Below are 26,021 nucleotides of genomic sequence, written 5' to 3' on the forward strand. Positions count from 1 at the left end.
GCATTGAATAATGTCATCTACGTTTCACGGACTTGAAACATCACTGAGAGGTTTACGTACGCACCAAAGTGCGTTGAATACAACCGGTCATAATATCTCTAACGCAAGTACACCTGGTTATTCAAGACAACGAGTCAATTTTTCACAAACGGAACCTTATCCAGCAGCTGCCCGAAACCGCCCTCAAGTTCCCGGGCAGATGGGTACTGGTGTAGAGGCTGGGACGGTTCAACGTGTGCGTGAAAGTTTCTTGGATCTACAATTTCGAGGTGAAAACACGAAGTCTGGCTATTGGTCTGCTCGAAGTGACGCACTTCAAAAGATGGAAGAAGTAATGAATGAACCTTCTGACCATGGGTTGGCAAAAACAATGGATCGCTTCTGGCAATCATTGCAAGATTTAGTGGTGAATCCAGAAGACTCGGGAGCGCGTTCAGTCGTTCGCCAGCGTGGGGTTGCCCTAGCTGAAACGTTTAACTATCTTTCAACTTCTTTAAACTCTATTCGTGATGATTTTAAAACACAAATTGATGTGACCACAAAAGAAATCAACTCAATCGCAGAGCAAATCAATGATATTAACCGTCAAATTAGTGAAATAGAGCCACACGGTTATTTGCCAAATGACTTATACGACAAGCGAGATGGATTAGTAGATCGTTTGTCAGAGCTTGCCAATGTTAAGGTAACGGCAGTTGGTAGCGGTGGACAAGCACTTGATATCGCAGAAGGAAAATATACTGTTGAATTACTAGATTCGAATGGTAATTCAATCGGCAACCTAGTGGATGGAAGTACACTCTCTACAAACGGATTATCCATTACTGATAGCGATGGTAATGGAGAATTTGATCAGTTTGCACTAGGTGGTGCAACAGGTGCATTGGACCAATTAGGCCAAGGGAAACTAAAGGGACTACTCGAATCTCATGGTTTTGAGTCTGGAGGTTCTGTTAAGGGAATCTATCCAGATATGCTAGCGGACCTAGATGAAATGGCTTATCGTTTTGTTAGTGCATTCAATACGCAACATCAAGCTGGTAATGATTTGAACGGAGCTAATGGTGGTAACTTTTTTGCCTTTACATCAGCTGTAGATGCTACTACTTTTGCTGGTGCTGCATCCAAGTTAACACTTGATAACAATATTTCAGGGGCAAATGGATTAAGCAATATTGCAGCTTCAATGGACGGAAATCCTGGTGATGGAAGTAATGCTCTAAATCTGGCGGATGTAAAAGATCAAACACTAGCATTTAATACTGGGAATGCAACGTTCCAAAGTTATTTTGAAGGGGCTATAGGTGAAATGGCGGTTAGTGCGCAACAGGCGAACCGTCTGGTCGAGAACTCCAATACATTAAAGCAATCCGTAGAAGAACGTCGTCAATCGGTAAGCGGTGTGTCTCTAGATGAAGAAATGACGAAAATGATGCAATTTCAACACGCTTATAATGCGGCGGCTCGTAATATTACGAGTATTGATGAAATGCTTGACCGCATCATCAACGGCATGGGTCGGGTAGGAAGGTAGTGAACTAAATGCGTGTAACACAAAGTATGCTGACAGGAAACATGTTGCGTAATCTAAGCCAAAGCTATGAACGAATGGGGAAATACCAAGAGCAGATGTCTACAGGAAAACGGATTACCAAGCCTTCTGATGACCCTGTAGTCGCTATGAAAGGGATGGAATATCGCACCGACCTGACGGAAGTGGAACAGTTCAAACGTAATCTATCTGAAGTGTATAGCTGGATGGATAACTCAGATGCAGCATTAGATGAGGCAGGGCAAGCATTACATCGAATCCGAGAACTGACTGTACAAGCAAGTAACGGTACTTATGAGCAAGGTCAAAGAAGTGCGATTGGCGATGAAATTGATCAATTACGTGATCATTTGATTTCTGTAGCAAATACAAAAGTCGGTGGAAAATATATCTTTAATGGAACGAATACAACAAATCCACCAGTAGCAACTGATGGAACGGTTGTAGCACCAGTTAATACCAATCCAGTCAATGTAGAAGTGACAAAAGGAATTAAAATCAAAGCAAATATAGATCAAACCAATGTGTTTTCACAGCAAATGTTTGACGATCTTCGAGACTTGGTTTCTGATTTGAAGAGTGGAAACGGAAGTAACGTAGACAGCTATCTTTCAAAAATTGACATTCATACGGATAGTTCAATCGCTGAAAGAGCTGAGCTTGGTGCACGATATAATCGCGTTGAGATGATTCAAGACCGTGTCGCTGAGCAAGAAGTCATTGCGAATCGTATCCTCTCTGACAATGAAGACGCCGATATGGAACGGGTCATCATTGACTTGAAAACCCAGGAAAGCATCCATCGTGCAGCGCTAGCAGCAGGGTCAAGAATTATTCAACCAACCTTAATGGACTTTTTGCGATAAAAGCTATCTAGATAGATAGCTTTTTTTCGATAATGAGGTGAAGTAGATGAAGATAGCCCAAATACAAATACAATCTCAACCTGCGTTAATAGGGCTGAAAACAAGAAATGCCATCCAGGAAATAAAACAACCCAAAGCTGAACAAACCATCCAACAACCGAAAGCTGAATTGAAGATTAATACTACAAAAGGATCCCTAACGATAGATCAAACTCAAGCATGGAACGATATGGATCTGAAAAGTGTGAACGTTCGTATGAGAGCGGCAGCTCAACTCGGTCGTAGTGGTGTCTTAGAAGGTATTGCTCGTCGAGCTCAACAAGGTGACCAGCTTATGAAGATTGAAGATGGTGGCCATCCGATACCTGAGCAAGCGCGAACCAACAGTGGTGATGGAATGAAAGAATGGAACATAGGGTGGATTCCTTCAGCTGGGAGTGTGAAGATTCATTACCAACCAGCTGAGGTGCAAATTGATATCAAAGCGAACAAACCTGTTATTGAAACTATTGCCAAGAAGCCTGAACATATCTATCAACCGGGGAAAACAGAAGTATATTTAAGACAAGAAAACTCTTTGAAAATAAATGTTGTCTAATAAAATGAGTGTGGTGAAGAATATGTTGATTGAAACAAGATATTTTGGAGAAGTTGAAGTCGAAGGAAATGAAGTTATTACGTTCGAGCAAGGTTTACCAGGATTTGTTGATGAAAAAAAGTTTGTAATCATCCCCTTTGCAGATGAAGAAACACCTTTAAGTATTTTGCAATCTACTGGAACTCCATCTTTAGCGTTCGTGATTGCAAATCCATTCATGTTTTATAAAGATTATGAATTTACGATTCCTGAAGGAGTTTTGGGTCAACTTAAGATTAAAGATGAAAAAGAGGTGGCGGTATTTGTCATTTTAACCGTTGAGGATCCATTTGAAAACACGACAGCAAATTTGAAAGCTCCAATCGTACTTAAAGTAGAAGAACGAGTAGGAAAGCAAGTTGTTCTGAACGATGATAACTATCATACAAAACACAAATTAATACAAGAACCCTTAAGTGCAATTAAGGGGGAGAGCTAACATGTTAGTCTTGACGCGTAAACCGAATGAAGCTATTCAAATAGGAGAGGACATCGAAATAAAAGTCCTTGGAATTGATGGTGATCAAGTAAAGTTGGGAGTCAATGCTCCAAAACATATCGATATACATAGGAAGGAAATTTATTTATCCATACAGGATGAAAATAGTAAAGCTAGTCAAGCCCCATCCGATTTACTTGAGACGTTAAAATCAGTAAAAAAATCTAAATAAACTATTAAAGAGAGTTTATGTGATGTCGATAATAGAAATGTAAGCAAAAACAGCCATCATGGTCGGCCGACATGAATGTTTGTTTTTGTCAAAATCAAACCACATGGACGTGGTTCGGACAATTCAAGGAGGAATTTTATAATGAGAATTAATCACAACATTGCAGCTCTTAATACGTATCGTCAATTAGGAAATGCAAACAACATGCAATCAAAGTCTATGGAAAAGCTTTCATCTGGTCTTCGTATCAACCGTGCTGGAGACGATGCAGCTGGTCTTGCAATCTCTGAAAAAATGCGTGGACAAGTTCGTGGACTTGAGCAAGCATCTCGTAACTCACAAGATGGTATTTCATTAATTCAAACTGCTGAAGGTGCTTTGAATGAAACGCATTCAATCCTTCAACGTATGCGTGAATTAGCAGTTCAATCTTCCAACGATACTAATACTGCAGAAGATCGTACAGCTCTACAAAATGAAGTAGATGAATTAGCTAAAGAAGTAACTCGTATCTCTAACCAAACAGAATTCAATACAAAAACACTAATTGATGGTGTTGGGGCAGCGTCATTGGATTTCCAAATCGGTGCCAATGATTCTCAACAACTAACCATTTCAATTGGTGCAATGGATGCTGCTAGTTTAGGTGTAGATGATGGGACAGGTACAGCTGCTGTAACTGGAGGAGATGCAACAGTAAATGGTGGTATTGATATCTCTACTGACGCTGCAACTGCTACTGCAGCAATTTCTACAATTGACACTGCAATCCAAACAGTTTCCGATGAGCGTGCTAAATTAGGTGCGAACCAAAACCGTTTAGAGCACACAATCAACAACCTTGGAACATCTTCTGAAAACTTAACTGCTGCAGAATCTCGTATCCGTGACGTAGATATGGCAAAAGAAATGATGGCACAAACCAAGAATTCAATTCTTGCACAAGCAGCACAAGCGATGCTAGCTCAATCCAATAGCATACCTCAGGGAGTATTACAACTACTTAGGTAACTATTGAAGGGCGTCTTATCTGGTAACGGATAAGAAGATAACTGGGTGAATTGCTGGAACTTCCTAAAGCTGACTCAACCACAACGTAGTTGGAAACGACAAGCGTGAAGGTATGAAAATGAGTGAGATTGGATAATCAGCAGCCAAGCTCCTGGCTCGAAAGAGTGGAGAAGGTTCAACGACTAGAAAAGACCATCTAAGGCCATAAGGCTATGATGATGAATTTCGTAGGGTGGGAAATTCCATTCGAAGTGCCCAGCCCCAATTTGGGTGAAGATATAGTCTATTCTATGATCGAAAGACATAGCGGCGAAGCAAGCCAACCAACAACCACAAGGAGTTCTTCAACTTCTTCGTTAATTTTAAAAGAATGGTCGTCTCATTTGAGGCGACCATTTTTATATTGATCAACTTTTTCCTAGCTACAGATGTGTATAAGTTCTCAAATTCATATAATATTTGTCGATAATATAAATAGGTAAGAAGGTGTAGAGGTGAGTTTGAATATTATTTCAAATCATATATAAGGTGGTACGATATGAATACATTTTTATCAGCATGCTTAATAGTAAAAGATGAAGAAAAAGTGTTAAAAAGATGCTTGGAATCTATTGTTGGAATTGTGGATGAATTAATAATAGTTGATACAGGATCTACTGATAAGACAAGAGAAATCGCATTAGAATTTACTGATTCGTTTTACGAATTTAAGTGGAATGATAACTTTTCTGATGCTCGTAATTATGCAGCATCTAAAGCAACAGGAGATTGGATTTTTGTACTTGATGCTGATGAATTTGTAGACAGAACTAGTTTTGAGCAATTCAAATCCAGTCTTAAATTAGGAACTTCAGATAATATCTTGTCTGTACAAATCGTTAACTTTGTAGGAGAGAACGGAAAAAGTACAGTTTTAAACAATCACGAGCGTGTTTATAAGAATGATGGGAGTATTAGATATTATCGTAATATACACGAAGAGTTAAAACATCAGAGTAATAATGAAAAGAGAGGAATAGCTGAACTACAAATATTTCATTCTGGTTATATGAAAAACGTAGTAATTGAAAAAGGGAAATCAGAAAGAAATCTTAGGTTGTTAGAACAAAAGAAATCAAAAGATCCTATAGACTATTATTATTTAGGAAATGAGTATTCTTCGACAGGAGATATTGATAAAGCAATATCGAATTATAAAAAAGGTTACCGGTTAAAAAAGGATTTGAGCATAGATTGGATACAAAAACTATTAGTGAGATTGGTTAAATGCTTACATATTACTGGGGATTATAATGAAGCTTTAGAAATAGTTAAATCGGTTGAAAAAGTTTATCCATACACGGTTGATTTTAAATTTTTGAAAGGAACGTTACTTTCAGAAATAGGAGCAGAATCAGAAGCGATATCAATTTTTAATGAGATTATCCGAAAAAGGAATGATCTGAGGGCGGATTATAGTATTGATTATTTAGAGTATTTGCCACATAAACATCTTGGTGAATTATATGAGAAGGAAGGAAACCTGCAGCTAGCTGTTCATCATTATTCTAAATCTTTATCTGTTAATGATTCAGATGATTATATTTGGATGAGACTAATTAACCTACTATCCCATAATGTATCACTGGAAGACTTGATTAAATTTATTAATAGTAACTGTTTAAATAGGAGTACCATAAATACTTTAAGAGGTATGAGAATATTATTAAAGGTTCCTAACTTGGAAGTTCAAAAACTTACAAAGTCTTTTCTAGAGGATCCTTCTCTTTCATCTATAGAAAAAGAATCATTAATATTAAAAAATCTAATCCTTGAAGATAAGTTTATTGAAGTCGAACACCGATTGAAATTAATAAGTATTGATGAACATAGTTCGATACTTTCAACTGGCTTATTTAATATCGTTGATTACATTATTCTTGTTCTAAACACTGATGACAATTACTTTAAGAAGATTTTATCGAATGTAAAATCAGACTTAAACATTAAAAATTTGTTGAATGTACTGTACGGGACGAAAAGTAAAAAGCTAACCTCTTTTGAAGAAGAATTATTTAGTGTAATTTACAAGCAATCTTTGGTTATTAATCACCTCAAAATAATTAAATCGCTTGAAAATAAGATGAGACATCTTAGTGTTGATGGAAGAAGAAAGCTAAAGAAAGAATTAAGGATGTACAAATTACATTCACTAGCTAATTAGTTTTTTTGGTTTTAATAAAAGTAAAAAGAAAACGTAAATAAAATAACCCAAATCATTATTGATTAGGGTTATTTTTATGGAAGTAAAATCATCAAAAATGGAGTATTTCGATATGGAATAATACATGAAATCGGCAGTACTTAATAAGTAGTTATTATTTGTAAGTGGAACAAGTATAATAGCTACTCTTATCGAATTTCTTTCACACTTATAATAATGACGTAAAATATCTTAAGGTTTATTCACTTTTTACCGATAAAAAAGGTAAAGAAAAGAAGTGATGGAGGAGCGGTTATGAGCGTAGGGAATGCGGGGAAAATAACGACAGATTTACCTTCTCTTAGCAAGATTGTAGATCTTAAGTATCAAAAGGCTAATAAAAACCAAAATCAAAAAACTGTTGCAGAAGATACTAAAATTCCAAAAGAAGTCTTGCAAGAAAAGGTAGAAAGCATGAACGAGTTTTTGGTTCCAACTCATACCTCTTTAAGGTTTCAACTCCATGAACAATCAGAAGAATACTATGTACAGGTAATAGATGATAAGTCTAAGGAGGTCATCAGAGAAATTCCTGATCGGAAATTCTTAGACATGTATGCGGCGATGGCTGAACTTGTGGGAATTGTTGTAGACAAGAAGATTTAGAGGTGATAGTAGATGGACATGCGAATTGGTGGTCTAGCCAGTGGAATGGACATTGATCAAATAGTTAGTGATCTAATGAAGGCAGAGCGTATGCCACTAGACAAGATGAATCAAGATAAGCAGCTTCTTGAATGGAAACGCGATGACTACCGCGAGATGAACAAGCTGTTAAAAGAATTAGATCAGCACATTTTTGATGGAGTTTTTCGTCAAAGTACTTATTTGACCAAATCAACTTCAAGTTCTAACCCTACTGCAGTAACAGCTAAGGCTGGGAATAATGCTGCAGCAACGAACACGACTATTAATGTAACGAATCTTGCAAAGGCGGCAATGTATAATTCAGCAACTCTGGTAACAGACAATGGCGGGCAACCCGTTTCCGGAGATGATAATTTAGATACGATTACGTTTAATAATGGGAGCAAGTTTGATACACCATTCACATTGAAATTAAGTGTGATGAAACCTGGTGAATCAGCTGCAAGCGACATTACTCTAGATATTGATCCTTCTACGGACTCTATCAATGATGTGATGTCTAAAATCAATTCCCACACCTCATTGGGTGTCTCTGCCTTTTATGATGAAGCAACTAACAAAGTTGTCCTTACCATGAAAAATACAGGTAGCGGGGCTAAACTCAGTATTACGGATGATGGATCTGGTGACACGAAGACTGCGGAGTTTTTCAGTTCGCTAGGATTCACAAATGCAACAACTGGTAGGGAGTTAGGAGACTCCAACGGGGATGGTGTGGTGGATGGTAGTGATGCAGCTATCAAAACTGTTGGACAAGATGCGTCTTTTACCTACAACGGTTTTGCCACAACCCGTAAGACGAATAATTTCACCATCAACGATGTCACCTATAGTTTAAATCAAACAGGTTCAGCGAACATTTCTGTTTCACAGGATACGGATACGATTCTTGATAAGATCGTTAAGTTCGTCGATAAGTATAATGAGACGATTGAAAAGATTAATGGCGAGTTGAAAGAAGAGCGTTTCCGGGATTATCGTCCACTTACAGATAAACAGAAGGAAGATCTTTCTGAGCGTGAAGTGGAGCTTTGGGAAGAGAAGGCTCGCAGCGGAATGCTGAAGAGTGATTCGATCCTTAACGGTGGCTTGAACAGCATGCGGACCGACCTTTACTCTCAAGTGACAGGTGCAAACGTAAATACGAAGTACGACCAGCTTGCTGAAATTGGAATCAAGACTTCGTCCAACTATTTAGATCGTGGAAAACTGATCATCACTGAGGATAAACTGCGTGCTGCTATCCAGGATGACCCGGATGCTATCTACCAGTTGTTCATGAGTGATGGTGCGACCAATAGTGAAAAGGGAATTGCTCGCCGTCTTCGTGACTCGATTGATCAGACGATGGATAAGGTTGAGGTGAAAGCAGGGAACTCGCTGAAAACGAATGCCCAGTTCACGATCGGCCGGAACTTATCAGATCTGGATACTCGAATTACAGACTTCGAGCGTCGCCTTATCGACATCGAGGATCGGTATTGGAGTCAGTTTACGGCGATGGAAAAGGCGATCAGCCGCATGAATCAACAGTCCATGTTCTTGATGAATCAATTCGGCGGCGGCATGTAAACCGCATTAAAATAAGGAGTTGTTTGTATTACCATGTCTCTTAATGCTTATCAGACATACCAACAAAATTCTGTCGGAACGGCGTCTCCAGGTGAATTGACGTTAATGCTATATAATGGTTGCTTGAAATTTTTAAAACAGGCGAAAACAGCGATTGAAACAGGAAATGTTCAAGATAAAAACACCAACTTGCAGAAGGCTCAGAAAATCATTCAAGAGCTGATGGTGACCTTGAACACGGATGTCCCAGTTGGAAATCAGATGCTGCAGCTTTACGATTACATGAATCGTCGTCTGATCGATGCGAATGTGAAAAATGATGTGACAATCATTGAAGAAGTGGAAGGGCTGACGACGGAATTCCGTGATACTTGGAAGGAAGTCATCCAGCAGAACCGTAAGGCAAACTATGGGATGGGTGGCCAAGCTTAAATGAGTCACGTACAGGAATTGTTGGAACAGACAGAAAAGCTTTACGACCATGTTCAAAAAGGGCTGCCGGAGGAAGAGCCAGAAGACTATCTGGACGAACTGAATGCCTATATGGACTATCGTCAAAAGCTGATTGAGCGGTTGTCAGGGGATTATACAGATGAGGAAAAAGAGCTGGGTGAACAGCTTGTGGAAATCAACAAGCTGATTCAACCCTATCTCGACGAACAGATGAAACAGATCAAGTCACAAATGATGAAGATCAGAGTGAAGCGGACAAACAATACGAAGTATTCAAATCCATATCAGTCCAATCGTGCAGATGGTATGTTTTTTGATAAACGGAAGTAGGTTTTAAATATGATTCAAATGGAACAAAAGCAATTTGAAGTGATCAGTCAGTATGTGGATTTGCTGCAGGTGATTGAGGAAGGATTCAACTATATTGAAGGTCGGTACCAAGAGGATGCAGTCATGGCCGGAGACCGAATTCTTGGGGATGTATTCCTCGCGTTTTCTCAAATTGAGGGAGCGAACAAGATTATCTTGGATGTGTTTAATGGGGAAAAGGCCGTGGAACAAGAAATTGGGATGTTCAGTTCCATCATTGATATTGTAAAAGAATTGGAACAGAACTTTGAAGATGCGGATGAGAAAAAACGAATCGTTCTAACGAAGCTGATGCCGGCATTTCTATCATGGAAGGTTCTGATTGAGTCCGAGTTCAAACCATATTTGCAGCATTAAGTCTGGTGTGACCCAGGCTTTTTTATTTGGAGCAGGACATTATGAGTTGTAGATGGAATCCTTTTTACATAGAAAGGAGAGAATCATGAAAAAGTTACTGCTTACCGGCTTTGAGCCGTTCTTGGATCATAAGATGAATCCGACTGAAATGATTGTAAAAGAATTGGATGGGAAAACCATTGGAGCGTTTGAGATTATTGGGCATGTGTTGCCTGTAGATTATGAGCAAGCTTCGCCCAAGTTATTGAACTTAGTTGATGAACTAGAGCCAGATGCAGTCATTGCCCTGGGTTTAGCGGCTGGTCGTAATAAAATAACACCAGAACGTGTAGCGATTAACGTGAATGACGGTGTGAAGGACAATTCCGGTCGGGTACCTGTTGATCAACCAATAATTGAAGGTGGCCCCGCAGCCTATTTTTCAATGTTACCGATTAGGGAGATGGTCAACGCTTTGTTAGAAGAGGGAATACCAGCTGAGATTTCGAATACAGCGGGGACATATTTGTGTAACAATGTCATGTATTCCGTACTTCATGAATTGGAAAAAAGAGGTGGGGAATTTCCAGCTGGGTTCATCCATGTTCCTGCTTCTTTTGAACTTGGGACACAAGATGGGAGACTTTCTTGCTGGCCTCTTAAAACCATCCAAGAAGCGGTTGAAGTGTGCATTAGAATGGTGAATTAATACCCTTGGTGTATGTGCGTCCTAGCTAAGCTTGTCTGACATTTAGTAACTTTTTACTAATCATTTTTGGAAAGTTGACTCTAAAGCTTGTCACATTGTATACTTTTATTGTGGAAATTTCCACATGATTTTTTCAATACGAAAGGAATGTGAATTACATGCAAGGTAAAGTAAAATGGTTCAATGCAGAGAAGGGCTTCGGATTCATCGAAGTTGAAGGTCAAGACGACGTATTTGTACACTATTCTGCTATCGAGTCTGAAGGCTTCAAAACTCTTGAAGAAGGTCAAGACGTTGAGTTTGAAGTTGTAGAAGGCAACCGTGGACCTCAAGCATCAAACGTAACAAAGCTTTAATTCACATTCCTTTTTGAGAATTTGAATTAATAGCAAGCCCTCCCGCTTCTCGTTCAGAGGAGCGGGTTTTGTTTTGCCCATTTGAGGTTAGTTGTACAGAATTAATTTGGAATTGGGCAGAATTAAATTGGAGTTAGGCAGAATAAATCCGAAAGTGGGAAGAATAACTTCCGATTTGGTCAGAATTATTCCGAAATTGGACAGAATAACGCCGCAAGCCTACAAGACCAGCTCCAATTCACACATAATTTTGATCTATCGGCGTACCTTATGCTCATTTACAATCCCTTCATATATCCTCCGAAAGACCTCTACAGTTTGGACACTAGTTTGTCGAATAATCTCTGTAACATGCCGGAACTTCGGCATGTAAACCGCGTGTTTCCTTATATATTTCGCTGTTTTTGCCCGTTTTCCACTACTTTACTAGAAAGTTAAAAATATTGTCAGAATTTTTGATTTTCTTTTATGTTTATGAAGGAATTGTTAAGGGGTATAGCGAAATATATATTAACACCGAAAGGAGGAGTCTTTCATGAACTTTAACATTCGTGGAGATAATATTGAGGTAACACCTGCATTAAGGAACTACTCCGAAAAAAAGGTAAGTAAGCTGGAGCGTTATTTTGATGGTACTCCAAACTCTGATGTTTACATCAACCTAAAGGTGTTCAATAATGAGCAGCTGGTGGAAGTGACGATTCCGATGCCTGGCCTGTTGTTACGAGCTGAGGAGTCTCACGATGACATGTATGCTGCGATTGACTTAGTGGTTGAGAAATTGGAAAGACAAATCCGAAAGCACAAAACGAAAGTGAATCGTAAATTCCGCCAGGGCGGCGCGATTAAGTTCGCCTTCGCAAATGGTAACGGAAGTGCAGCACCTGCTACTACGACTCTTGTGCAAGAAGAAGAGGATGAGGAAGAATTCCCGGTGGTGCGTAACAAGCGATTCGATTTGAAACCGATGGATACACAAGAGGCGATCCTGCAAATGGATATGCTAGGACACAATTTCTTTGTATTCTCACATGCGGAATCTGGAGAAACGAACGTCGTGTACAAACGTAAGGATGGAAAGTACGGGCTGATTGCTCCGGACATCGAATAGACGAATGAAAATGCACTTGGGTGCGGTCGATAAGACCGCGCCCTTTTTACATGGAAAAAAGAAGCACTTCTGCGGGGCGGTTATCCCTTGAATTCTTGTCCTTCCTCTTGCAAACTGTTAAAATAAAGCATGGACTATAGTTAGAAGAATTTTCAAAAATCATATTGATTTTGCAAATAGAGGTGCTGACTTCATGATCGGAATGTTAAAGAAGATTTTCCCTACTGGTAACGAGCGTCAAATCGGCCGTCTTCAGAAGTATGCGGACGAGGTTGAAGCGCTAGGACCAGAAATGGAAGCTTTGTCACATGAGCAATTGAAGGCGAAGACAGAAGAATTCAAGTCCCGTCTGGAAAACGGCGAGACGCTAGATGATATTCTAATTGAAGCGTTCGCAGTCGTACGTGAAGCGGCGACGCGTGTGCTTGGGCTACGACCATACCCGGTTCAGATCATGGGTGCGGTTTCGTTGCACGAAGGAAATATATCTGAAATGAAAACCGGTGAAGGTAAGACGCTAGTCGCCACTATGCCGGTCTATTTGAATGCCCTGACAGGAAAAGGCGTACACGTCGTCACGGTCAACGAATACTTGGCTGCGCGTGATGCTGAAGAAATGGGCCAACTGTATAACTATCTTGGTTTGACAGTCGGGTTGAACGTCACGGGTCTTTCGAAAGAGGAGAAGAAAGAAGCGTACAGTGCGGATATTACGTATGCGACGAACAATGAGCTTGGGTTCGACTATCTCCGTGACAACATGGTTCTGTATAAAGAAGAAATGGTTCAGCGTCCGTTGAACTATGCGATCGTCGATGAGGTCGACTCGATTCTGATTGACGAAGCACGTACACCGTTGATCATTTCGGGGAACTCCGCGAAATCGACTGAGCTTTACCGAATTGCAAACCAATTCATTCATCAGTTAAAACTTGATGAAGATTACACGTTTGATATCAAAACGAAGAACGTTCAGCTGACGGAAGAAGGTATGTCCAAAGCCGAGAAGTTCTTCAACGTAGAGAACTTGTTTGATATTTCCAACGTGTCAATCAACCATCACATCAACCAGGCGTTGAAGGCGCATGTGATTATGCATCGTGATACAGATTACGTCGTGCAAGAAGGCGAGGTTGTCATCGTCGATCCATTTACGGGTCGTTTGATGGCAGGTCGTCGTTACAGTGATGGACTTCACCAGGCGATTGAGGCGAAAGAAGGGCTTCAAATTCAGCGTGAGTCGATGACACTTGCCACAATCACATTCCAGAACTACTTCCGTATGTACAACAAGCTTGCCGGTATGACCGGTACGGCGAAAACGGAAGAAGAGGAATTCCGTAACATTTACAACATGGATGTTATCGTCATTCCGACGAACAGGCCGATTGCGCGACTGGATAATCCGGACCACATTTATAAGACGCAAGAAGGGAAGTTTCGTGCGGTTGTAAACGATGTGGCTGAGCGTCATCGAAAAGGACAACCTGTTCTTGTTGGTACGGTTGCAGTTGAAACATCTGAATTGATCGCAACTTTACTGAAGAAAAAAGGCGTCCCACATAACGTATTGAACGCGAAGAACCACGGTCGTGAGGCACAGATCATCGAAGATGCCGGTCAAAAAGGTGCCGTTACGATTGCAACAAACATGGCTGGTCGTGGTACGGACATCAAGCTTGGTGAAGGTGTTCTGGATCTTGGTGGTCTTCATATCGTCGGTACTGAGCGTCACGAATCCCGTCGTATCGATAACCAGCTCCGTGGACGTTCCGGACGTCAAGGGGACCCAGGTTCCTCTCAATTTTATATTTCAATGGAAGACGAATTGATGCGTCGATTCGCTTCAGATAACATGCGTGCGATGATGGACCGCCTTGGTATGGAAGAAGACCAGCCGTTAGAAAGTAAAATGGTTACCAAAGCGGTTGAGACGGCGCAAAAACGAGTGGAAGGTCATAACTATGACGCTCGTAAGCAGTTGCTGCAATACGATGATGTTATGCGTCAACAGCGTGAAATCATTTATGCGCAACGTGCTGAAGTGCTTGAGTCAGATAACCTTCGTGAAATCGTCGAGCGCATGATCAAGTCGACGGTCGAGCGCATTGTTGAAGCGCACACACCGGAAGAAGAGGTTCAGGAAGATTGGGACCTTCAAGCAATCCTCGATTATGCTAACGCGACGTTCTTGCATGAAGGGGAAGTGACGGTCAAGGACATCAAAGGTAAAGAGCGCGAAGAGATCATCGATGTGTTCATGGCAAAAGTGAAGGAAGAGTACGACCGTAAAGAGTCTAAGCTTGAGCGGGAACAAATGCGTGAATTTGAAAAAGTCATCGTGCTTCGCTCTGTCGACCGTAAATGGATGGATCACATCGATGCGATGGATCAGCTTCGTCAAGGTATTCACTTGCGTGCCTATGGTCAGAATGATCCGTTGCGTGAGTATCAGTTCGAAGGATTCCAAATGTTTGAAGCGATGGTTGAAGCGATTGAAGAGGAAGTTGCGACTTACGTCATGAAGGCGCAAGTGGAGCAGAACCTGCAGCGTGAAAAAGTCGCCGAAGGAAAAGCGGTCGATCCGAAAGCGCAAGAACAACAAAAGAAAAAGCCAGTCCGTAGGCAAAGTGATGTGGGGCGAAATGAACCATGTCCTTGCGGAAGCGGAAAGAAATATAAGCACTGTCACGGTGCGTAACGTATAGTGATTTACCTTAAAGAAGGCTTGGCCCTGCCAAGTTTTCTTTTCACTTTAACGTGACTTTCTTCCTACGGTGCCAGGTACGCTCGAGGAAGTCAGTCATACCAACGGTTTTGAAATGGTGTCAGGCACTGATTCTAATCGCTGCTGTATCAACGGTTGCGAATCAGTGCCTGGTACTTCCTAAACAAGGAGGAGTACGATTATGGAATTAGTGGAGATTAAGCAAGAGTTATCTGCGATGCAGAAGCGAATAGAAGATTTTAGGGGGTCTCTTTGACTTAGATCATAAAGAGGCTCGTATTGCTGAATTGGAACAACAGATGACAGAGCCGGATTTTTGGGATAACCAGGATACGGCGCAAACGGTCATCGGCGAAGTGAATGGTTTGAAAGAAGTGGTCAACGAATTCCGTGAGCTTCAGGAAACGTTTGAAAACCTTGAAGTTTCCTATGAGCTTGTAAAAGAAGAGGAAGACGCGGACTTACAAAGTGAGCTGGAAGGCGAATTGAAGGAACTCTCGAAACAGATGGGAGATTTCGAGCTGACGCTTCTTCTCAGTGAACCGCATGATAAGAACAATGCGATTCTTGAGCTCCATCCAGGTGCCGGTGGAACAGAGTCCCAGGATTGGGCTTCTATGCTTTTACGAATGTATACGCGTTGGGCGGAAAATAAAGGGTTCAAGGTCGAAACGCTCGACTACTTACCTGGTGACGAAGCCGGCGTGAAGAGTGTGACCCTATCAATCAAAGGGCACAATGCTTATGGATACTTGAAAGCGGAGAAAGGTGTTCATCGTCTCGTGCGAATTTCGCCATTTGACTCATCTGGTCGTCGTCATACGTCCTTCGTTTCTTGTGAGGTTATGCCTGAGTTAAGCGATGATATCGAAATCGAATTGAAGCCGGATGAAATCAAGGTGGACACGTATCGTGCTAGTGGAGCTGGTGGTCAGCACGTCAACACGACTGACTCGGCGGTTCGTATGACACACGTTCCTACGAACACGATTGTGTCATGTCAAACTGAGCGTTCTCAGATCAAAAACCGTGAACGTGCAATGAAGATGTTGAAAGCGAAGCTCTATCAGAAGAAGATTGAAGAGCAGCAAGCCGAGCTCAATGAAATCCGTGGTGAGCAGAAAGAAATCGGCTGGGGAAGCCAGATTCGTTCTTACGTTTTCCATCCATACAGTATGGCGAAGGATCACCGTACGAATGTGGAAATCGGAAACATCAACGCGGTCATGGATGGCGAAATCGACCCATTCATCGACGCTTATCTTCGTTCTAGAATTAAATAATCGTGTGAAACCGGGGACAGCGGAAAAACGTTGTCCCCGTTGTTTTTGCCGCAGTTTTACAGTGATGATGCAGTGCCAATCAAACGTTTGATTGACGATTCGTAAAAGATGTCGAACACACTCTGAAACAAAACTCTCATCCCTTGTGCCACTTGACTTTATAGACAAACTAGTGCTAATAATCGGAAAATTTACTTAATCACGAGGTAGTGATATACTTTTTAAGGTTATAACACTACCAAAATTTCCTTTTACATAAAGTGAGTGGTACGACATGATGATGGCAGTTCGACGCAATAAAGTAAATCCTAAAGTTCTGACGGCACTCGATTATCTATTCGTTTTGATCGGTTCCGCTTTTGTCGCGTTAGCATTCAACTTGTTTCTAGCACCGAACAATATCGCTTCAGGCGGTGTTGTCGGGATCAGTTTGATTTTGAAAAATTTATTTGGATGGATGCCTTCGATCGTCCAGTGGTCGTTGAATATTCCATTGTTCATAGCAGGCGTGGTCATCCTTGGGAAAAACTTCGGGGTGAAAACGCTGATCGGAACGCTGTTTTTACCATTCGTCGTCTTCTTATCGGAGGGGGCAGAACCGGTTACGAACGATCCTTTGCTAGGGGCATTGTTCGGAGGTCTCGGGGTCGGTTTAGGACTCGGGATCGTGTTCCGCGGAAAAGCTTCAACGGGTGGAATCGACCTAGCGGCTCAAATCGTCCACAAATATACAGGAATCTCCCTAGGTCTTTGCGTTCTATCCATCGATGGTGCAATCGTAACGGCTTCGGCGTTCGTTTTCTCTATTGAACAAGCGCTCTATGCGATGATCGGTATGTTCTTGACGGCAAAAACGATCGACGTTGTACAGATGGGACTCGGTTATTCTAAGATGGCGTACATCATTACGCAGCATGAGGACGAAGTGCGGGATGAAATCTTCAAAGAAATCGACCGTGGTGTGACGCGCATTAAAGCGACAGGTGGATTCACCGATCACGAGCGTCCGATGCTTATGTGTGTCGTGGAACAATTTGAAGTGACCCGATTGAAACAACACGTGAAAAAAGTGGATCCAAACGCCTTTGTCATCATCGTCAATGCCCACGAAGTTTTAGGTGAAGGATTCAGTCAATAAAGGAAAGCTCCCATTTCGGGAGCTTTTTATTTAGCCTAATTTTTACTGTATATAGGTGAATGCTTACGATTCGTGATTAGGCTTGTCATATAATACACCATTACGAGATTATTAGGATGTGTAGATATGAAAAGAAAGCATTGTAATTGCTATGGGTGTACACCCGGTAATGGGTGTTGTGTAATCATACAAAAGGGTGAAGGACCACCCGGACCACCTGGGCCAGAAGGACCTCCAGGACCTCAAGGTGAACAAGGATCTCAGGGGCCACAAGGTGATCCAGGTCCTCAGGGTCCACAAGGGGAGCAAGGGCCACCGGGACCTACTCCAACAGAAATTGCCTTTCGAGCATTTGATTCAGTAGCGCAAATCGTACCTGGTACGAATACACCAACAACGATCACATTTGAAACAGAAGTTTTTGATATGAGCAATGGATATAATCCTGCAACTTCCACGTATACTGCACCACAAACCGCGACTTACTCGGTGTGTTCCAGTGTAGAATATACAGTGGCTACAGGTGGAGGACAAGCACCGACGAATGTTCGATTGATCCTCACCAGCAATAGCGGAGCGGCTGTAACAGACTTGGATCTTGCTGTTTCCAACCCAGGAACGACAGATAAAGTTCAAGGATGTACCATTATCCGTTTGAATGCTGGAGAAACCATTCAAATCCAGCTCCAGTCATCCAGCCGTAGCGTGACAACGATTATAGGGAACCGTTTCACTCATTTTGAAACTGGTCGTATATTTTAAACCTTGGCTATGAAAGCTAGGGTTTTTTTAATGCCCACTTTTAGGTGATATAATAAAGGTAGAGAAAGGGGTGGCTAATATGAGTGACATTCTGTTGTTTGATGGGGAGTGCAATATGTGCAACGGGGCGGTTCAATTCATCATCAAGCGGGACCCGTCCGGTCATTACAAATTCGCACCTCTGCAAAGTGAAATCGGACATTGTTACGTTCAAAAGCACAATCTACCGAACACGTTGGAATCGTTCGTGCTTATTCGGAACGGCAAGGCGTATCAACACTCGAGCGCAGCTTTGCGAGTATGCCGTCGCTTGAAAGGACCATGGAAACTAGCGACAACCTTACTCATCATTCCAAAGCCGCTCAGAGATGCCATCTATACATTTATTGCTCGAAACCGTTACAAGTGGTTCGGAAAAAGGGAAGAATGTATGATACCGACACCGGATATGAAGAGTCGATTTCTATAAAAGAGAGAGGACAAGTGGAGATGCCATCTTTTTACGAAAACGCGTTAGGATCGGATTTCAATAAGCTTCACCCTAAAATTCAGGAGAAGTTCAACATCTCTACGGAAGATCAGGAGGCGATTTTCTGCAAAGGCGTGATGGAGGAGATTTCCGGACCATCATGGGTTGTGAAGCCCGTAAAAAAATTCGGTACCGACCGCCATCTCATTTTTCCGGAAAGAGGGAGAGACATTCCATTTGATCTGGAGATCTACGCTTTCAAAGATCCGATAGATCGTGAGACGCTGTCCTGGATTCGTACCTTTCATTTTGATAAAGTGGATCGTCGCTTCGACTCCACGATGGTGTACAGCAACCGATTCAATGAAATCATGGACTATCTGGGAAACGTCCAAGCAACGCCAGTCGGAATCGATCTGAAAGTGACCGAGTCAGGCGGCCTCATCCTAAGTACGTCCAAGCAGTACTTTTATGTAGGGAACAAACGCCTTTCGGTGCCATCTGGCCTCATGGTAAAAGGGATCGTCCATGAAGAGTATGATGACACGGCTGATCATTATAAGGTGGATATCACCGTCAACAATGCTGTCCTGGGGACAGTGTTCCGTTATCGAGGGACCTTTGAGATGGAAAAGGTTCCGTTCCGGTCCCCAGATATTCCCCAATACGCTTATCCTAAAAAATATGATGCTAAAGGATAAGTGTTTTTCCCTTGCTTTCATTTCCTACGATAACATTCCAATGGTTCACGACCACAACGACCAGAAATCTGTGTCGAAAAATCGCTACTAAACTAAAATGAACTCGCTTCCGATATAAACAGTGAATCGAAAGTAGCGGTTGACCTCTTCCAGTGACATCCTACCCATACTTATTTTACCAACAGTATCAATACCACTATAGTAAGATCTGTTTACCGTTAATAGAAAATTTTGTACTTCTTGACTATTTCTTTGCAGGATTTTATGAAGTATTGTAGAAAGGTACAACAAAGCAAAAAGTTTGTCGAATAATATTTAGTGCCAAATCTCAGTCCATTACTCGCTTCGTCATATTTTGAAACAGAAATGTAATATGATTTTGGGTTTTTTTGACGAAACGAGATGTTATAATTAATTGTGCAATTCAATGCTAACTATTTATACTAGAATACTTTGAAATAGATAAACAGATTAGAGATAGAAAAAACACTACTAAGATTTGACAGCAAAAGAAACTACATAGGGTGTGATGAAGTTTGATCGAAATGATCGATGTATGGAAAACTTACCCAAATGGTGTAATGGCACTGAACGGGATAGACGTCCATATTGAAAAGGGTGACTTTGTCTATGTAGTCGGTCCGAGTGGTGCGGGGAAATCAACATTCATTAAATGTATGTACCGTCAGGAAAAGCCGACGAAAGGCAATATTATTATAAATGGCAAGAGTTTAACGAAAGTGAAGGAACGTCATATTCCTTACTTGAGACGCCAAATTGGGGTAGTCTTCCAGGACTTTAAACTGTTATCGAAACTATCTGTCTATGAAAATGTCGCGTTTGCTCTCGAGGTTATCGAGGAGTCTCCGAAAGTCGTAAGGAGACAAGTCATGGAAACACTTGAGCTCGTAGGTCTCAAGAACAAAGCGCGGTTTCTTCCAGATGAACTTTCCGGAGGAGAGCAGCAGCGTGTTTCCATTGCCCGCTCCATCGTCAATAAGCCGGCCGTCGTGATTGCGGACGAGCCTACCGGTAACTTGGATCCGGAAACAGCATGGGGCATTATGGAAGTTTTCGAAGAAATCTCGAATCGTGGAACCACTGTAGTTATGGCTACCCACAATAAAGAGATTGTAAACACAATTAAGAAGCGTGTTATCGCCATTGAAGGTGGACGAATCGTACGTGACGAGAAGAGAGGTGTCTACGGGTATGAGGATCATACGGACCCAATCTCGTCATATTAAAGAAGGATTCAAGAACCTTGGACGTAACGGATGGATGTCTTTCGCATCTGTCAGTGCCGTAACGGTTACACTTTTACTCGTCGGAGTATTCCTTGTACTACTCCTGAACATCAACTCGGTCGCTTCACAGATTGAAGATGATGTTGAAATCAGAGTATACCTGGACAAGACGATAAAGGAAGATAAGTACGCACAAATTGAAGAAAATCTCAGCAGTATCGATCGCGTAAGCAATGTCCAATTCGTACCGAAGGATGAAGGGCTGAAAGATCTAATCAATAGTTTAGGTGATGAAGGAAAAGTCTTCGAATCACTGAAAAGTGAAAATCCTCTTCCGGATGCATTCTCCGTGAAAACGGAAAAACCTCAAGATACGCCAGTTGTCGCTGAGAAGATTGAGGGCATGCAGAGTGTAACGAAGGTCGAATATGGAAAAGGCACGGTCGAGAAACTGTTTAAAGTTACCGATGCTGCTCGTAATATCGGGCTCATCTTGATTGTAGGTCTCCTCTTCACAGCAATGTTCTTGATTGCCAATACAATCAAGATCACGATTGTGACGAGAGGTAAAGAGATTGAAATAATGAAATTGGTAGGAGCGACAAACTCCTTCATCCGAGGACCTTTCTTTGTGGAAGGATTACTCTTGGGGATATTGGGATCGCTCGTTCCGATTGGATTGTTGATTCTCGGCTATCAATTCGTGTATGAAGCGGTAAGCATGAATCTGAAGACGGTTTTCATTCAGCTTTTACCGGTTTATCCACTCATGTTCCAGCTAGCCGGATTGCTCGTCGTTATTGGAGCATTCATCGGTGTTTGGGGCAGCTTGACATCTGTCCGCAAGTTCCTGAAAGTTTAATAGGTAAATTGATCGATTAAGAGAAATGTCCAGCAAAGCCCGCCTTGGCTTTCTGGACCTACATATTAAAAAAGAAGAACCGAATGGGGGATGTAGGGTTGAAAAAGAAAATAATCGTAGCCGTTGCATCACTTGGCCTTATACTTGGAAGTTTTCCGGGGGTCAACAACGATGTTTCAGCTGAATCACTAAAAGACAAAATCAATGATGTAAAAGAAAAACGAGAAGCGAATAAATCAGAACAAGACAAAGTGAAATCCGAAATTGAAAAGATCAAGCATGACCAAGAACTTCTAAATGCTGAAATCAAGAAACTCGACCAACAGGTCTCTGAAACAGAAAACCAAATCGACAAGAAAGAAAAAGAAATCAAAAAGACAAAAGAAGATATTGAGCGTTTGAAAGCCGAAATCGTTGTCATTGAAAAGCGTATCGCTGAACGAGACAAAATGTTGAAGGACCGTGTCAAAGCTATGTATGAAAACGGTGGATCCGTCCAGTACATAGAAGTATTGCTTGGCTCAAGCAGCTTCGGTGACTTCCTGGATCGTGTCTTCGCATTGAACCAGATCGCTGAGCAGGATAAAGAGATTCTAGAAGCGCATAAAGCCGATAAAATCGCACTAGAAGAAGCGAAAGCGAAAGTCGAAAAAGAGCTTGAAACATTGAACACACAAATGAAAGAATTGGAAAGCTTGAAAGTAAGCTTGAACCAAAAAGTAGAACGAAAAAATGCATTGCTTGGTGACTTGAAAGAAGAAGAAAAGCATATGCATGATGAACTTGCTAAGATTGAAGACGAAGGTGACCTGCTTGCGAAACAGCAAGCTGCATTTGAAGCAGAAAAGCGTCGTCAAGAAGAAGCAGCACGTCGTGCAGCTCAATCGAACAGTGGTGGTAGCTCAGCTTCTGCACCAGCTGTAACAGGCGGAATGTTCATGAAACCGTCGGCAGGAGCATTCACTTCTGGATTCGGTCCACGTTGGGGAAGCATGCACGCTGGTATCGACATCGCACGTGGTGGAACTGTTCCGGTCGTAGCATCAGCTGCAGGAACGGTCATCAAGTCTTACTACTCAAGCAGTTATGGTAATGTTGTCTTTATTGCCCACTATCTCAATGGACAAACATACACATCGGTTTACGCTCACCTAAGAGATCGTCACGTTGGTAATGGCGCATCTGTAGAAAAAGGACAGCAAATTGGGATTATGGGGAATACAGGAAGATCGACTGGACAGCACTTGCACTTTGAAATCCATAGAGGACAATGGAACTCAAGCAAGTCAAACGCAATCAACCCGAGACAATTCTTCTAAAATAAGGATATAAAAACAACCTCCGAAATTGGAGGTTGTTTTTTATTGGCCATTTCTTTGCACGAACTTGTTGTACTGTTCTTCCGTAAATGCGACCCAATGACCTGGTTTGACTTCACGGAACTCCACGTCTTCATCATGGGGGTTCGACTTTTTCGGGTCATAGTGCGTTCGTTTTCGGTCTCGTTCGTAATCCGGGTCTGGACGCGGGATTGCGGTCAAAAGTGATTGCGTATATGGGTGCATCGGATTGCGGTATAGCTCGTCACTTTCAGCCAGTTCCACGAGACGACCGTTGTACATGACGCCGATTCGGTCGCTGATGTATTTGACCATGGAAAGGTCATGGGCGATGAACAGATAAGTGAGCCCTTTTTCTTTTTGCAGCTTTCTCATCAGATTGACGACTTGCGCCTGGATCGACACATCGAGTGCGGAAATCGGTTCGTCCGCGATGATGAATTCCGGATCGACCGCTAAGGCTCGTGCAATACCGATTCTTTGTCGCTGACCACCACTGAATTCATGTGGATAACGGTTCGCATGCTCTCGGTTCAATCCTACTGTGACGAGCAGGTCATACACTTTTTCCATACGTTCCGATTTATTCTTCGCAAGCTTATGGATGTCGATGCCTTCTGCGATGATGTCCGCTACCGTCATACGTGGGTTAAGGGATGCGTACGGATCCTGGAAAATCATCTGCATCTTCCGGTTGAACTTGAGCATATCTTTCGTATTTTTCTTTCCGTGTACATTTTCTCCGTTAAAAATGACCTCTCCACCGGATGCTTCGTAAAGCCGGATGATGGTGCGACCTGTCGTTGACTTTCCGGATCCAGATTCACCGACGAGCCCGAATGTCTCACCTTTATAGATGTCGAAGCTGACTTGATCGACGGCTTTCACAATGTTCCCACGGCCGGTATTGAAATGCTTGGACAGGTTTTTCACTTGTACGATCTTTTCTCTATCGGCTGCCATTCGGTTCACCTTTTCCTAGTTTCTTTTCTCGGAAGTATTGAATCCGTTTCTGGACGACTGGCGGTGGCTCTACTTTCGGTGCATCTTTATGAAGAAGCCACGTTTTTGCAAAATGTGTATCGGATACTTGGAACATCGGTGGCTCGTATTCGAAATCAATTTTCATCGCATACGCGCTTCGGAGGGCAAAGGCATCTCCTTTTGGCGGATTGACGAGGTCAGGAGGAGACCCTGGTATCGCAGTCAGTTCTTCCTCTTCGTTCGTCAGGTCAGGCATGGAGGAGAGCAGTCCCCAAGTGTACGGATGCTTCGGATTGTAAAAGATTTCGTCTACTGTGCCGGTTTCCACGATCTGTCCGGCGTACATGACAGCGACGCGGTCTGCGACGTTGGCAACGACTCCGAGGTCATGCGTGATGAATATGATGGATGTGCCAAATTCTTCTTGTAGTTCATTCATCAGCTCCAGGATCTGTGCTTGGATCGTAACGTCGAGAGCAGTCGTCGGTTCGTCTGCAATAAGGAGCTTCGGCTTTGTCGCGAGTGCAATCGCAATCATGGCCCGTTGTCGCATTCCACCTGAGAATTCGTGCGGATATTGGTTCGCACGTTTATCCGGCATCGGGATCCCGACCCGATCGAGCAGCTCAATCGCTCGTTTTTTCGCATCAGATTGAGAGATCTTTTCGTGCTTCATCAATCCTTCGATGATCTGACGACCGACTTTCATCGTCGGATTGAGGGAGGTCATGGGATCCTGAAAGATCATGCCGATATCTTTTCCACGGATTGATTCCATTTGGCGGTCGGACTTATGGACAAGATCTTCACCTTCAAAGAGGATCGAGCCTCCGACAAATTTACCGGGTGGCATCGGAATCAGTTTCATGATCGATTGTGTGGTGACACTTTTACCGGATCCGGATTCGCCGACGATGGCGAGCGTTTCTCCTTTACGGACCTCGAAATTCACACCCCGTACAGCTTTTACCTCACCAGCATGGGTAAAAAAGGAGACTTCTAAATCTTTCACTTCTAAAACTTTGTCCACGGATTTCACTCCTTTCAGCATTATTTTCGTAGTTTCGGATCCAAGGCGTCTCGTAATCCGTCACCGATGACGTTGAAGGCGAAAATCGTCAAACTGATGAACGTCGCAGGGAAGAAAAGTCTCCATGGGAAGTAGCGCATGGCCGGGAGACCCTCACTCGCCATCGTTCCCCAACTCGCAAGCGGTGCGGGTACTCCGAGACCTAAGTAGCTTAAGAATGCCTCTGTGAAAATCGCATTCGGTATTGTAAGAGTCATCGTAATAAGGATCGGTCCCATCGTGTTCGGGATGAGATGTTTGTTCATCACCCGGGTCGTTTTCGCCCCTAACGTTTGGGAAGCGAGCACGAATTCCTGGTTTTTCAATTGTAAAACCTGACCGCGGACGATACGGGCCATGTTGATCCAACCGGTGATGGTCATCGCGATGATCATCGTCGTCAGTCCTGGTTCCAAGACGACCATCAGGAGGATGACGAGTAGTAAGTAAGGAACAGCCCATAAGATGTCGGCTGCCCGCATCATGATTTCATCTACCCGACCACCTCTGAACCCGGCGATACCACCCCAGATGACACCGATGAATAAGTCGATGACTGCAGCTGAGAACCCGATGAAAAGGGAGATACGAGCGCCTTCCCAAACACGGGTGAACATGTCACGGCCGAGATTGTCGGTTCCGAACCAATGCTCTGCACTGGGTGCTTCGTTAACGGCTTCCAGATTGTTTTCATAGTAGTTGTATGGGGTCATCATCGGACCGAAGATGGCCATGAACAATAAAAGGGCCAGCAACACGACTCCTGAAAGGGCAAGCTTGTTCTTCCGGAAACGCATCCATACATCTTTCCAGAAGGAGAGGCTTGGACGGGTGATTTTTTCTGCGTCATCTGCCCTTACATCAACGAGTTCGAGAGATTCAATCGGTATATCATCCATGTTCAT

General features: G+C 42.5%; 27 protein-coding genes. 24 read left to right on the forward strand and 3 right to left on the reverse strand.

Features of this window, described 5'->3' with window-relative positions:
• Positions 1-10: 10 nt before the first annotated feature.
• The 24 genes from flgK (at position 11) to ACXQIQ_RS15110 (ending at position 23,042) form a co-directional block, all read left to right on the forward strand.
• On the forward strand, positions 11-1,534 hold the full coding sequence (gene flgK, locus ACXQIQ_RS14995; RefSeq protein ID WP_439301558.1) for a flagellar hook-associated protein FlgK: 1,524 nt from the start codon (positions 11-13) through the stop codon (positions 1,532-1,534).
• Between the two features lie 8 nt (positions 1,535-1,542).
• Positions 1,543-2,418, forward strand: a complete 876-nt coding sequence (gene flgL / locus ACXQIQ_RS15000; RefSeq protein ID WP_439301557.1) for a flagellar hook-associated protein FlgL — start codon at positions 1,543-1,545, stop codon at positions 2,416-2,418.
• Positions 2,419-2,464: 46 nt separating this feature from the next.
• On the forward strand, positions 2,465-3,016 hold the full coding sequence (locus tag ACXQIQ_RS15005) for a DUF6470 family protein (RefSeq protein WP_439301556.1): 552 nt from the start codon (positions 2,465-2,467) through the stop codon (positions 3,014-3,016).
• 22 nt (positions 3,017-3,038) lie between these two features.
• Entirely contained in the window at positions 3,039-3,494 is a 456-nt protein-coding gene (gene fliW, locus ACXQIQ_RS15010) for a flagellar assembly protein FliW (RefSeq protein ID WP_439301555.1), read from the forward strand.
• A gap of 1 nt (position 3,495) precedes the next feature.
• Positions 3,496-3,726 (forward strand): carbon storage regulator CsrA, encoded by a 231-nt coding sequence (csrA, locus tag ACXQIQ_RS15015; protein ID WP_439301554.1) that lies wholly within the window; start codon positions 3,496-3,498, stop codon positions 3,724-3,726.
• Between the two features lie 141 nt (positions 3,727-3,867).
• Positions 3,868-4,737, forward strand: a complete 870-nt coding sequence (gene hag, locus ACXQIQ_RS15020) for a flagellin Hag (RefSeq protein WP_439301553.1) — start codon at positions 3,868-3,870, stop codon at positions 4,735-4,737.
• A 538-nt stretch (positions 4,738-5,275) separates the two neighbouring features.
• Positions 5,276-6,940: a tetratricopeptide repeat-containing glycosyltransferase family 2 protein gene (locus tag ACXQIQ_RS15025; RefSeq protein WP_439301552.1), complete on the forward strand. Its 1,665-nt coding sequence runs from the start codon at positions 5,276-5,278 to the stop codon at positions 6,938-6,940.
• A 294-nt stretch (positions 6,941-7,234) separates the two neighbouring features.
• The gene (gene flaG / locus ACXQIQ_RS15030) at positions 7,235-7,585 is read left to right on the forward strand and encodes a flagellar protein FlaG (RefSeq protein ID WP_439301551.1); all 351 of its coding nucleotides are present in this window, start codon (positions 7,235-7,237) and stop codon (positions 7,583-7,585) included.
• A 12-nt stretch (positions 7,586-7,597) separates the two neighbouring features.
• On the forward strand, positions 7,598-9,199 hold the full coding sequence (locus tag ACXQIQ_RS15035; RefSeq protein WP_439301550.1) for a flagellar hook-associated protein 2: 1,602 nt from the start codon (positions 7,598-7,600) through the stop codon (positions 9,197-9,199).
• A gap of 33 nt (positions 9,200-9,232) precedes the next feature.
• On the forward strand, positions 9,233-9,631 hold the full coding sequence (gene fliS / locus ACXQIQ_RS15040; protein ID WP_439301549.1) for a flagellar export chaperone FliS: 399 nt from the start codon (positions 9,233-9,235) through the stop codon (positions 9,629-9,631).
• Positions 9,632-9,982, forward strand: coding sequence for a hypothetical protein (locus tag ACXQIQ_RS15045; protein ID WP_439301548.1), 351 nt, complete (start codon positions 9,632-9,634; stop codon positions 9,980-9,982). It abuts the gene before it with no gap.
• A gap of 9 nt (positions 9,983-9,991) precedes the next feature.
• On the forward strand, positions 9,992-10,378 hold the full coding sequence (locus ACXQIQ_RS15050) for a hypothetical protein (protein WP_439301547.1): 387 nt from the start codon (positions 9,992-9,994) through the stop codon (positions 10,376-10,378).
• Between the two features lie 85 nt (positions 10,379-10,463).
• On the forward strand, positions 10,464-11,066 hold the full coding sequence (gene pcp, locus ACXQIQ_RS15055; protein WP_439301546.1) for a pyroglutamyl-peptidase I: 603 nt from the start codon (positions 10,464-10,466) through the stop codon (positions 11,064-11,066).
• Between the two features lie 158 nt (positions 11,067-11,224).
• Positions 11,225-11,422, forward strand: a complete 198-nt coding sequence (cspD, locus tag ACXQIQ_RS15060; protein ID WP_236336607.1) for a cold-shock protein CspD — start codon at positions 11,225-11,227, stop codon at positions 11,420-11,422.
• Positions 11,423-11,957: 535 nt separating this feature from the next.
• On the forward strand, positions 11,958-12,533 hold the full coding sequence (gene hpf / locus ACXQIQ_RS15065; protein ID WP_439301545.1) for a ribosome hibernation-promoting factor, HPF/YfiA family: 576 nt from the start codon (positions 11,958-11,960) through the stop codon (positions 12,531-12,533).
• A 193-nt stretch (positions 12,534-12,726) separates the two neighbouring features.
• The gene (gene secA, locus ACXQIQ_RS15070) at positions 12,727-15,234 is read left to right on the forward strand and encodes a preprotein translocase subunit SecA (RefSeq protein WP_439301544.1); all 2,508 of its coding nucleotides are present in this window, start codon (positions 12,727-12,729) and stop codon (positions 15,232-15,234) included.
• A 208-nt stretch (positions 15,235-15,442) separates the two neighbouring features.
• A protein-coding gene (gene prfB, locus ACXQIQ_RS15075) for a peptide chain release factor 2 (protein WP_439301543.1) occupies positions 15,443-16,544 on the forward strand; the annotation gives its coding sequence in 2 pieces (ribosomal slippage) (positions 15,443-15,514 and positions 15,516-16,544; 1,101 coding nt in all).
• A 280-nt stretch (positions 16,545-16,824) separates the two neighbouring features.
• Entirely contained in the window at positions 16,825-17,682 is an 858-nt protein-coding gene (locus ACXQIQ_RS15080; RefSeq protein ID WP_439302014.1) for a YitT family protein, read from the forward strand.
• A gap of 126 nt (positions 17,683-17,808) precedes the next feature.
• Positions 17,809-18,444, forward strand: a complete 636-nt coding sequence (locus ACXQIQ_RS15085) for a collagen-like triple helix repeat-containing protein (RefSeq protein WP_439301542.1) — start codon at positions 17,809-17,811, stop codon at positions 18,442-18,444.
• A 79-nt stretch (positions 18,445-18,523) separates the two neighbouring features.
• Complete coding sequence (locus ACXQIQ_RS15090) at positions 18,524-18,913, forward strand: thiol-disulfide oxidoreductase DCC family protein (protein ID WP_439301541.1); 390 nt, start codon at positions 18,524-18,526, stop codon at positions 18,911-18,913.
• Positions 18,871-19,614, forward strand: a complete 744-nt coding sequence (locus ACXQIQ_RS15095) for a DUF4166 domain-containing protein (RefSeq protein WP_439301540.1) — start codon at positions 18,871-18,873, stop codon at positions 19,612-19,614. The genes ACXQIQ_RS15090 and ACXQIQ_RS15095 overlap by 43 nt, the downstream gene beginning before the upstream one ends.
• Before the next feature lie 536 nt (positions 19,615-20,150).
• On the forward strand, positions 20,151-20,861 hold the full coding sequence (ftsE, locus tag ACXQIQ_RS15100) for a cell division ATP-binding protein FtsE (protein WP_439301539.1): 711 nt from the start codon (positions 20,151-20,153) through the stop codon (positions 20,859-20,861).
• A complete protein-coding gene (ftsX, locus tag ACXQIQ_RS15105; RefSeq protein WP_439301538.1) occupies positions 20,827-21,723 on the forward strand; it encodes a permease-like cell division protein FtsX in 897 nt (298 codons plus the stop codon). The genes ftsE and ftsX overlap by 35 nt, the downstream gene beginning before the upstream one ends.
• Positions 21,724-21,821: 98 nt before the next feature.
• Positions 21,822-23,042 carry a murein hydrolase activator EnvC family protein gene (locus tag ACXQIQ_RS15110; RefSeq protein ID WP_439301537.1) on the forward strand — a complete coding sequence of 407 codons (1,221 nt, stop codon included), beginning with the start codon at positions 21,822-21,824 and terminating at the stop codon, positions 23,040-23,042.
• Positions 23,043-23,084: 42 nt separating this feature from the next.
• On the opposite strand, the gene ACXQIQ_RS15115 is transcribed toward ACXQIQ_RS15110, so the two are convergent.
• Genes ACXQIQ_RS15115 through ACXQIQ_RS15125 form a run of 3 tightly spaced genes read right to left on the reverse strand, consistent with a single transcriptional unit; the run spans position 23,085 to position 26,015 of the window.
• Positions 23,085-24,026, reverse strand: a complete 942-nt coding sequence (locus ACXQIQ_RS15115; protein WP_439301536.1) for an ABC transporter ATP-binding protein — start codon at positions 24,024-24,026, stop codon at positions 23,085-23,087.
• Positions 24,013-25,077 carry an ABC transporter ATP-binding protein gene (locus ACXQIQ_RS15120; protein ID WP_439301535.1) on the reverse strand — a complete coding sequence of 355 codons (1,065 nt, stop codon included), beginning with the start codon at positions 25,075-25,077 and terminating at the stop codon, positions 24,013-24,015. Before ACXQIQ_RS15120 ends, ACXQIQ_RS15115 begins: the two co-directional genes overlap by 14 nt.
• A 20-nt stretch (positions 25,078-25,097) precedes the next feature.
• The gene (locus ACXQIQ_RS15125) at positions 25,098-26,015 is read right to left on the reverse strand and encodes an ABC transporter permease (protein ID WP_439302013.1); all 918 of its coding nucleotides are present in this window, start codon (positions 26,013-26,015) and stop codon (positions 25,098-25,100) included.
• Between the last annotated feature and the right edge of the window lie 6 nt (positions 26,016-26,021).

It is taken from the genome of Pseudalkalibacillus sp. Hm43, from assembly GCF_054170705.1.

Bases quoted from the DNA above. Each gene is read 5' to 3' on its own strand.
- flgK (WP_439301558.1), top strand. From the start codon at position 11: ATGTCATCTACGTTTCACGGACTTGAAACATCACTGAGAGGTTTACGT.
- flgL (WP_439301557.1), top strand. From the start codon at position 1,543: ATGCGTGTAACACAAAGTATGCTGACAGGAAACATGTTGCGTAATCTA.
- ACXQIQ_RS15005 (WP_439301556.1), top strand. From the start codon at position 2,465: ATGAAGATAGCCCAAATACAAATACAATCTCAACCTGCGTTAATAGGG.
- fliW (WP_439301555.1), top strand. From the start codon at position 3,039: ATGTTGATTGAAACAAGATATTTTGGAGAAGTTGAAGTCGAAGGAAAT.
- csrA (WP_439301554.1), top strand. From the start codon at position 3,496: ATGTTAGTCTTGACGCGTAAACCGAATGAAGCTATTCAAATAGGAGAG.
- hag (WP_439301553.1), top strand. From the start codon at position 3,868: ATGAGAATTAATCACAACATTGCAGCTCTTAATACGTATCGTCAATTA.
- ACXQIQ_RS15025 (WP_439301552.1), top strand. From the start codon at position 5,276: ATGAATACATTTTTATCAGCATGCTTAATAGTAAAAGATGAAGAAAAA.
- flaG (WP_439301551.1), top strand. From the start codon at position 7,235: ATGAGCGTAGGGAATGCGGGGAAAATAACGACAGATTTACCTTCTCTT.
- ACXQIQ_RS15035 (WP_439301550.1), top strand. From the start codon at position 7,598: ATGGACATGCGAATTGGTGGTCTAGCCAGTGGAATGGACATTGATCAA.
- fliS (WP_439301549.1), top strand. From the start codon at position 9,233: ATGTCTCTTAATGCTTATCAGACATACCAACAAAATTCTGTCGGAACG.
- ACXQIQ_RS15045 (WP_439301548.1), top strand. From the start codon at position 9,632: ATGAGTCACGTACAGGAATTGTTGGAACAGACAGAAAAGCTTTACGAC.
- ACXQIQ_RS15050 (WP_439301547.1), top strand. From the start codon at position 9,992: ATGATTCAAATGGAACAAAAGCAATTTGAAGTGATCAGTCAGTATGTG.
- pcp (WP_439301546.1), top strand. From the start codon at position 10,464: ATGAAAAAGTTACTGCTTACCGGCTTTGAGCCGTTCTTGGATCATAAG.
- cspD (WP_236336607.1), top strand. From the start codon at position 11,225: ATGCAAGGTAAAGTAAAATGGTTCAATGCAGAGAAGGGCTTCGGATTC.
- hpf (WP_439301545.1), top strand. From the start codon at position 11,958: ATGAACTTTAACATTCGTGGAGATAATATTGAGGTAACACCTGCATTA.
- secA (WP_439301544.1), top strand. From the start codon at position 12,727: ATGATCGGAATGTTAAAGAAGATTTTCCCTACTGGTAACGAGCGTCAA.
- ACXQIQ_RS15080 (WP_439302014.1), top strand. From the start codon at position 16,825: ATGGCAGTTCGACGCAATAAAGTAAATCCTAAAGTTCTGACGGCACTC.
- ACXQIQ_RS15085 (WP_439301542.1), top strand. From the start codon at position 17,809: ATGAAAAGAAAGCATTGTAATTGCTATGGGTGTACACCCGGTAATGGG.
- ACXQIQ_RS15090 (WP_439301541.1), top strand. From the start codon at position 18,524: ATGAGTGACATTCTGTTGTTTGATGGGGAGTGCAATATGTGCAACGGG.
- ACXQIQ_RS15095 (WP_439301540.1), top strand. From the start codon at position 18,871: ATGTATGATACCGACACCGGATATGAAGAGTCGATTTCTATAAAAGAG.
- ftsX (WP_439301538.1), top strand. From the start codon at position 20,827: ATGAGGATCATACGGACCCAATCTCGTCATATTAAAGAAGGATTCAAG.
- ACXQIQ_RS15115 (WP_439301536.1), bottom strand. From the start codon at position 24,026: ATGGCAGCCGATAGAGAAAAGATCGTACAAGTGAAAAACCTGTCCAAG.
- ACXQIQ_RS15125 (WP_439302013.1), bottom strand. From the start codon at position 26,015: ATGGATGATATACCGATTGAATCTCTCGAACTCGTTGATGTAAGGGCA.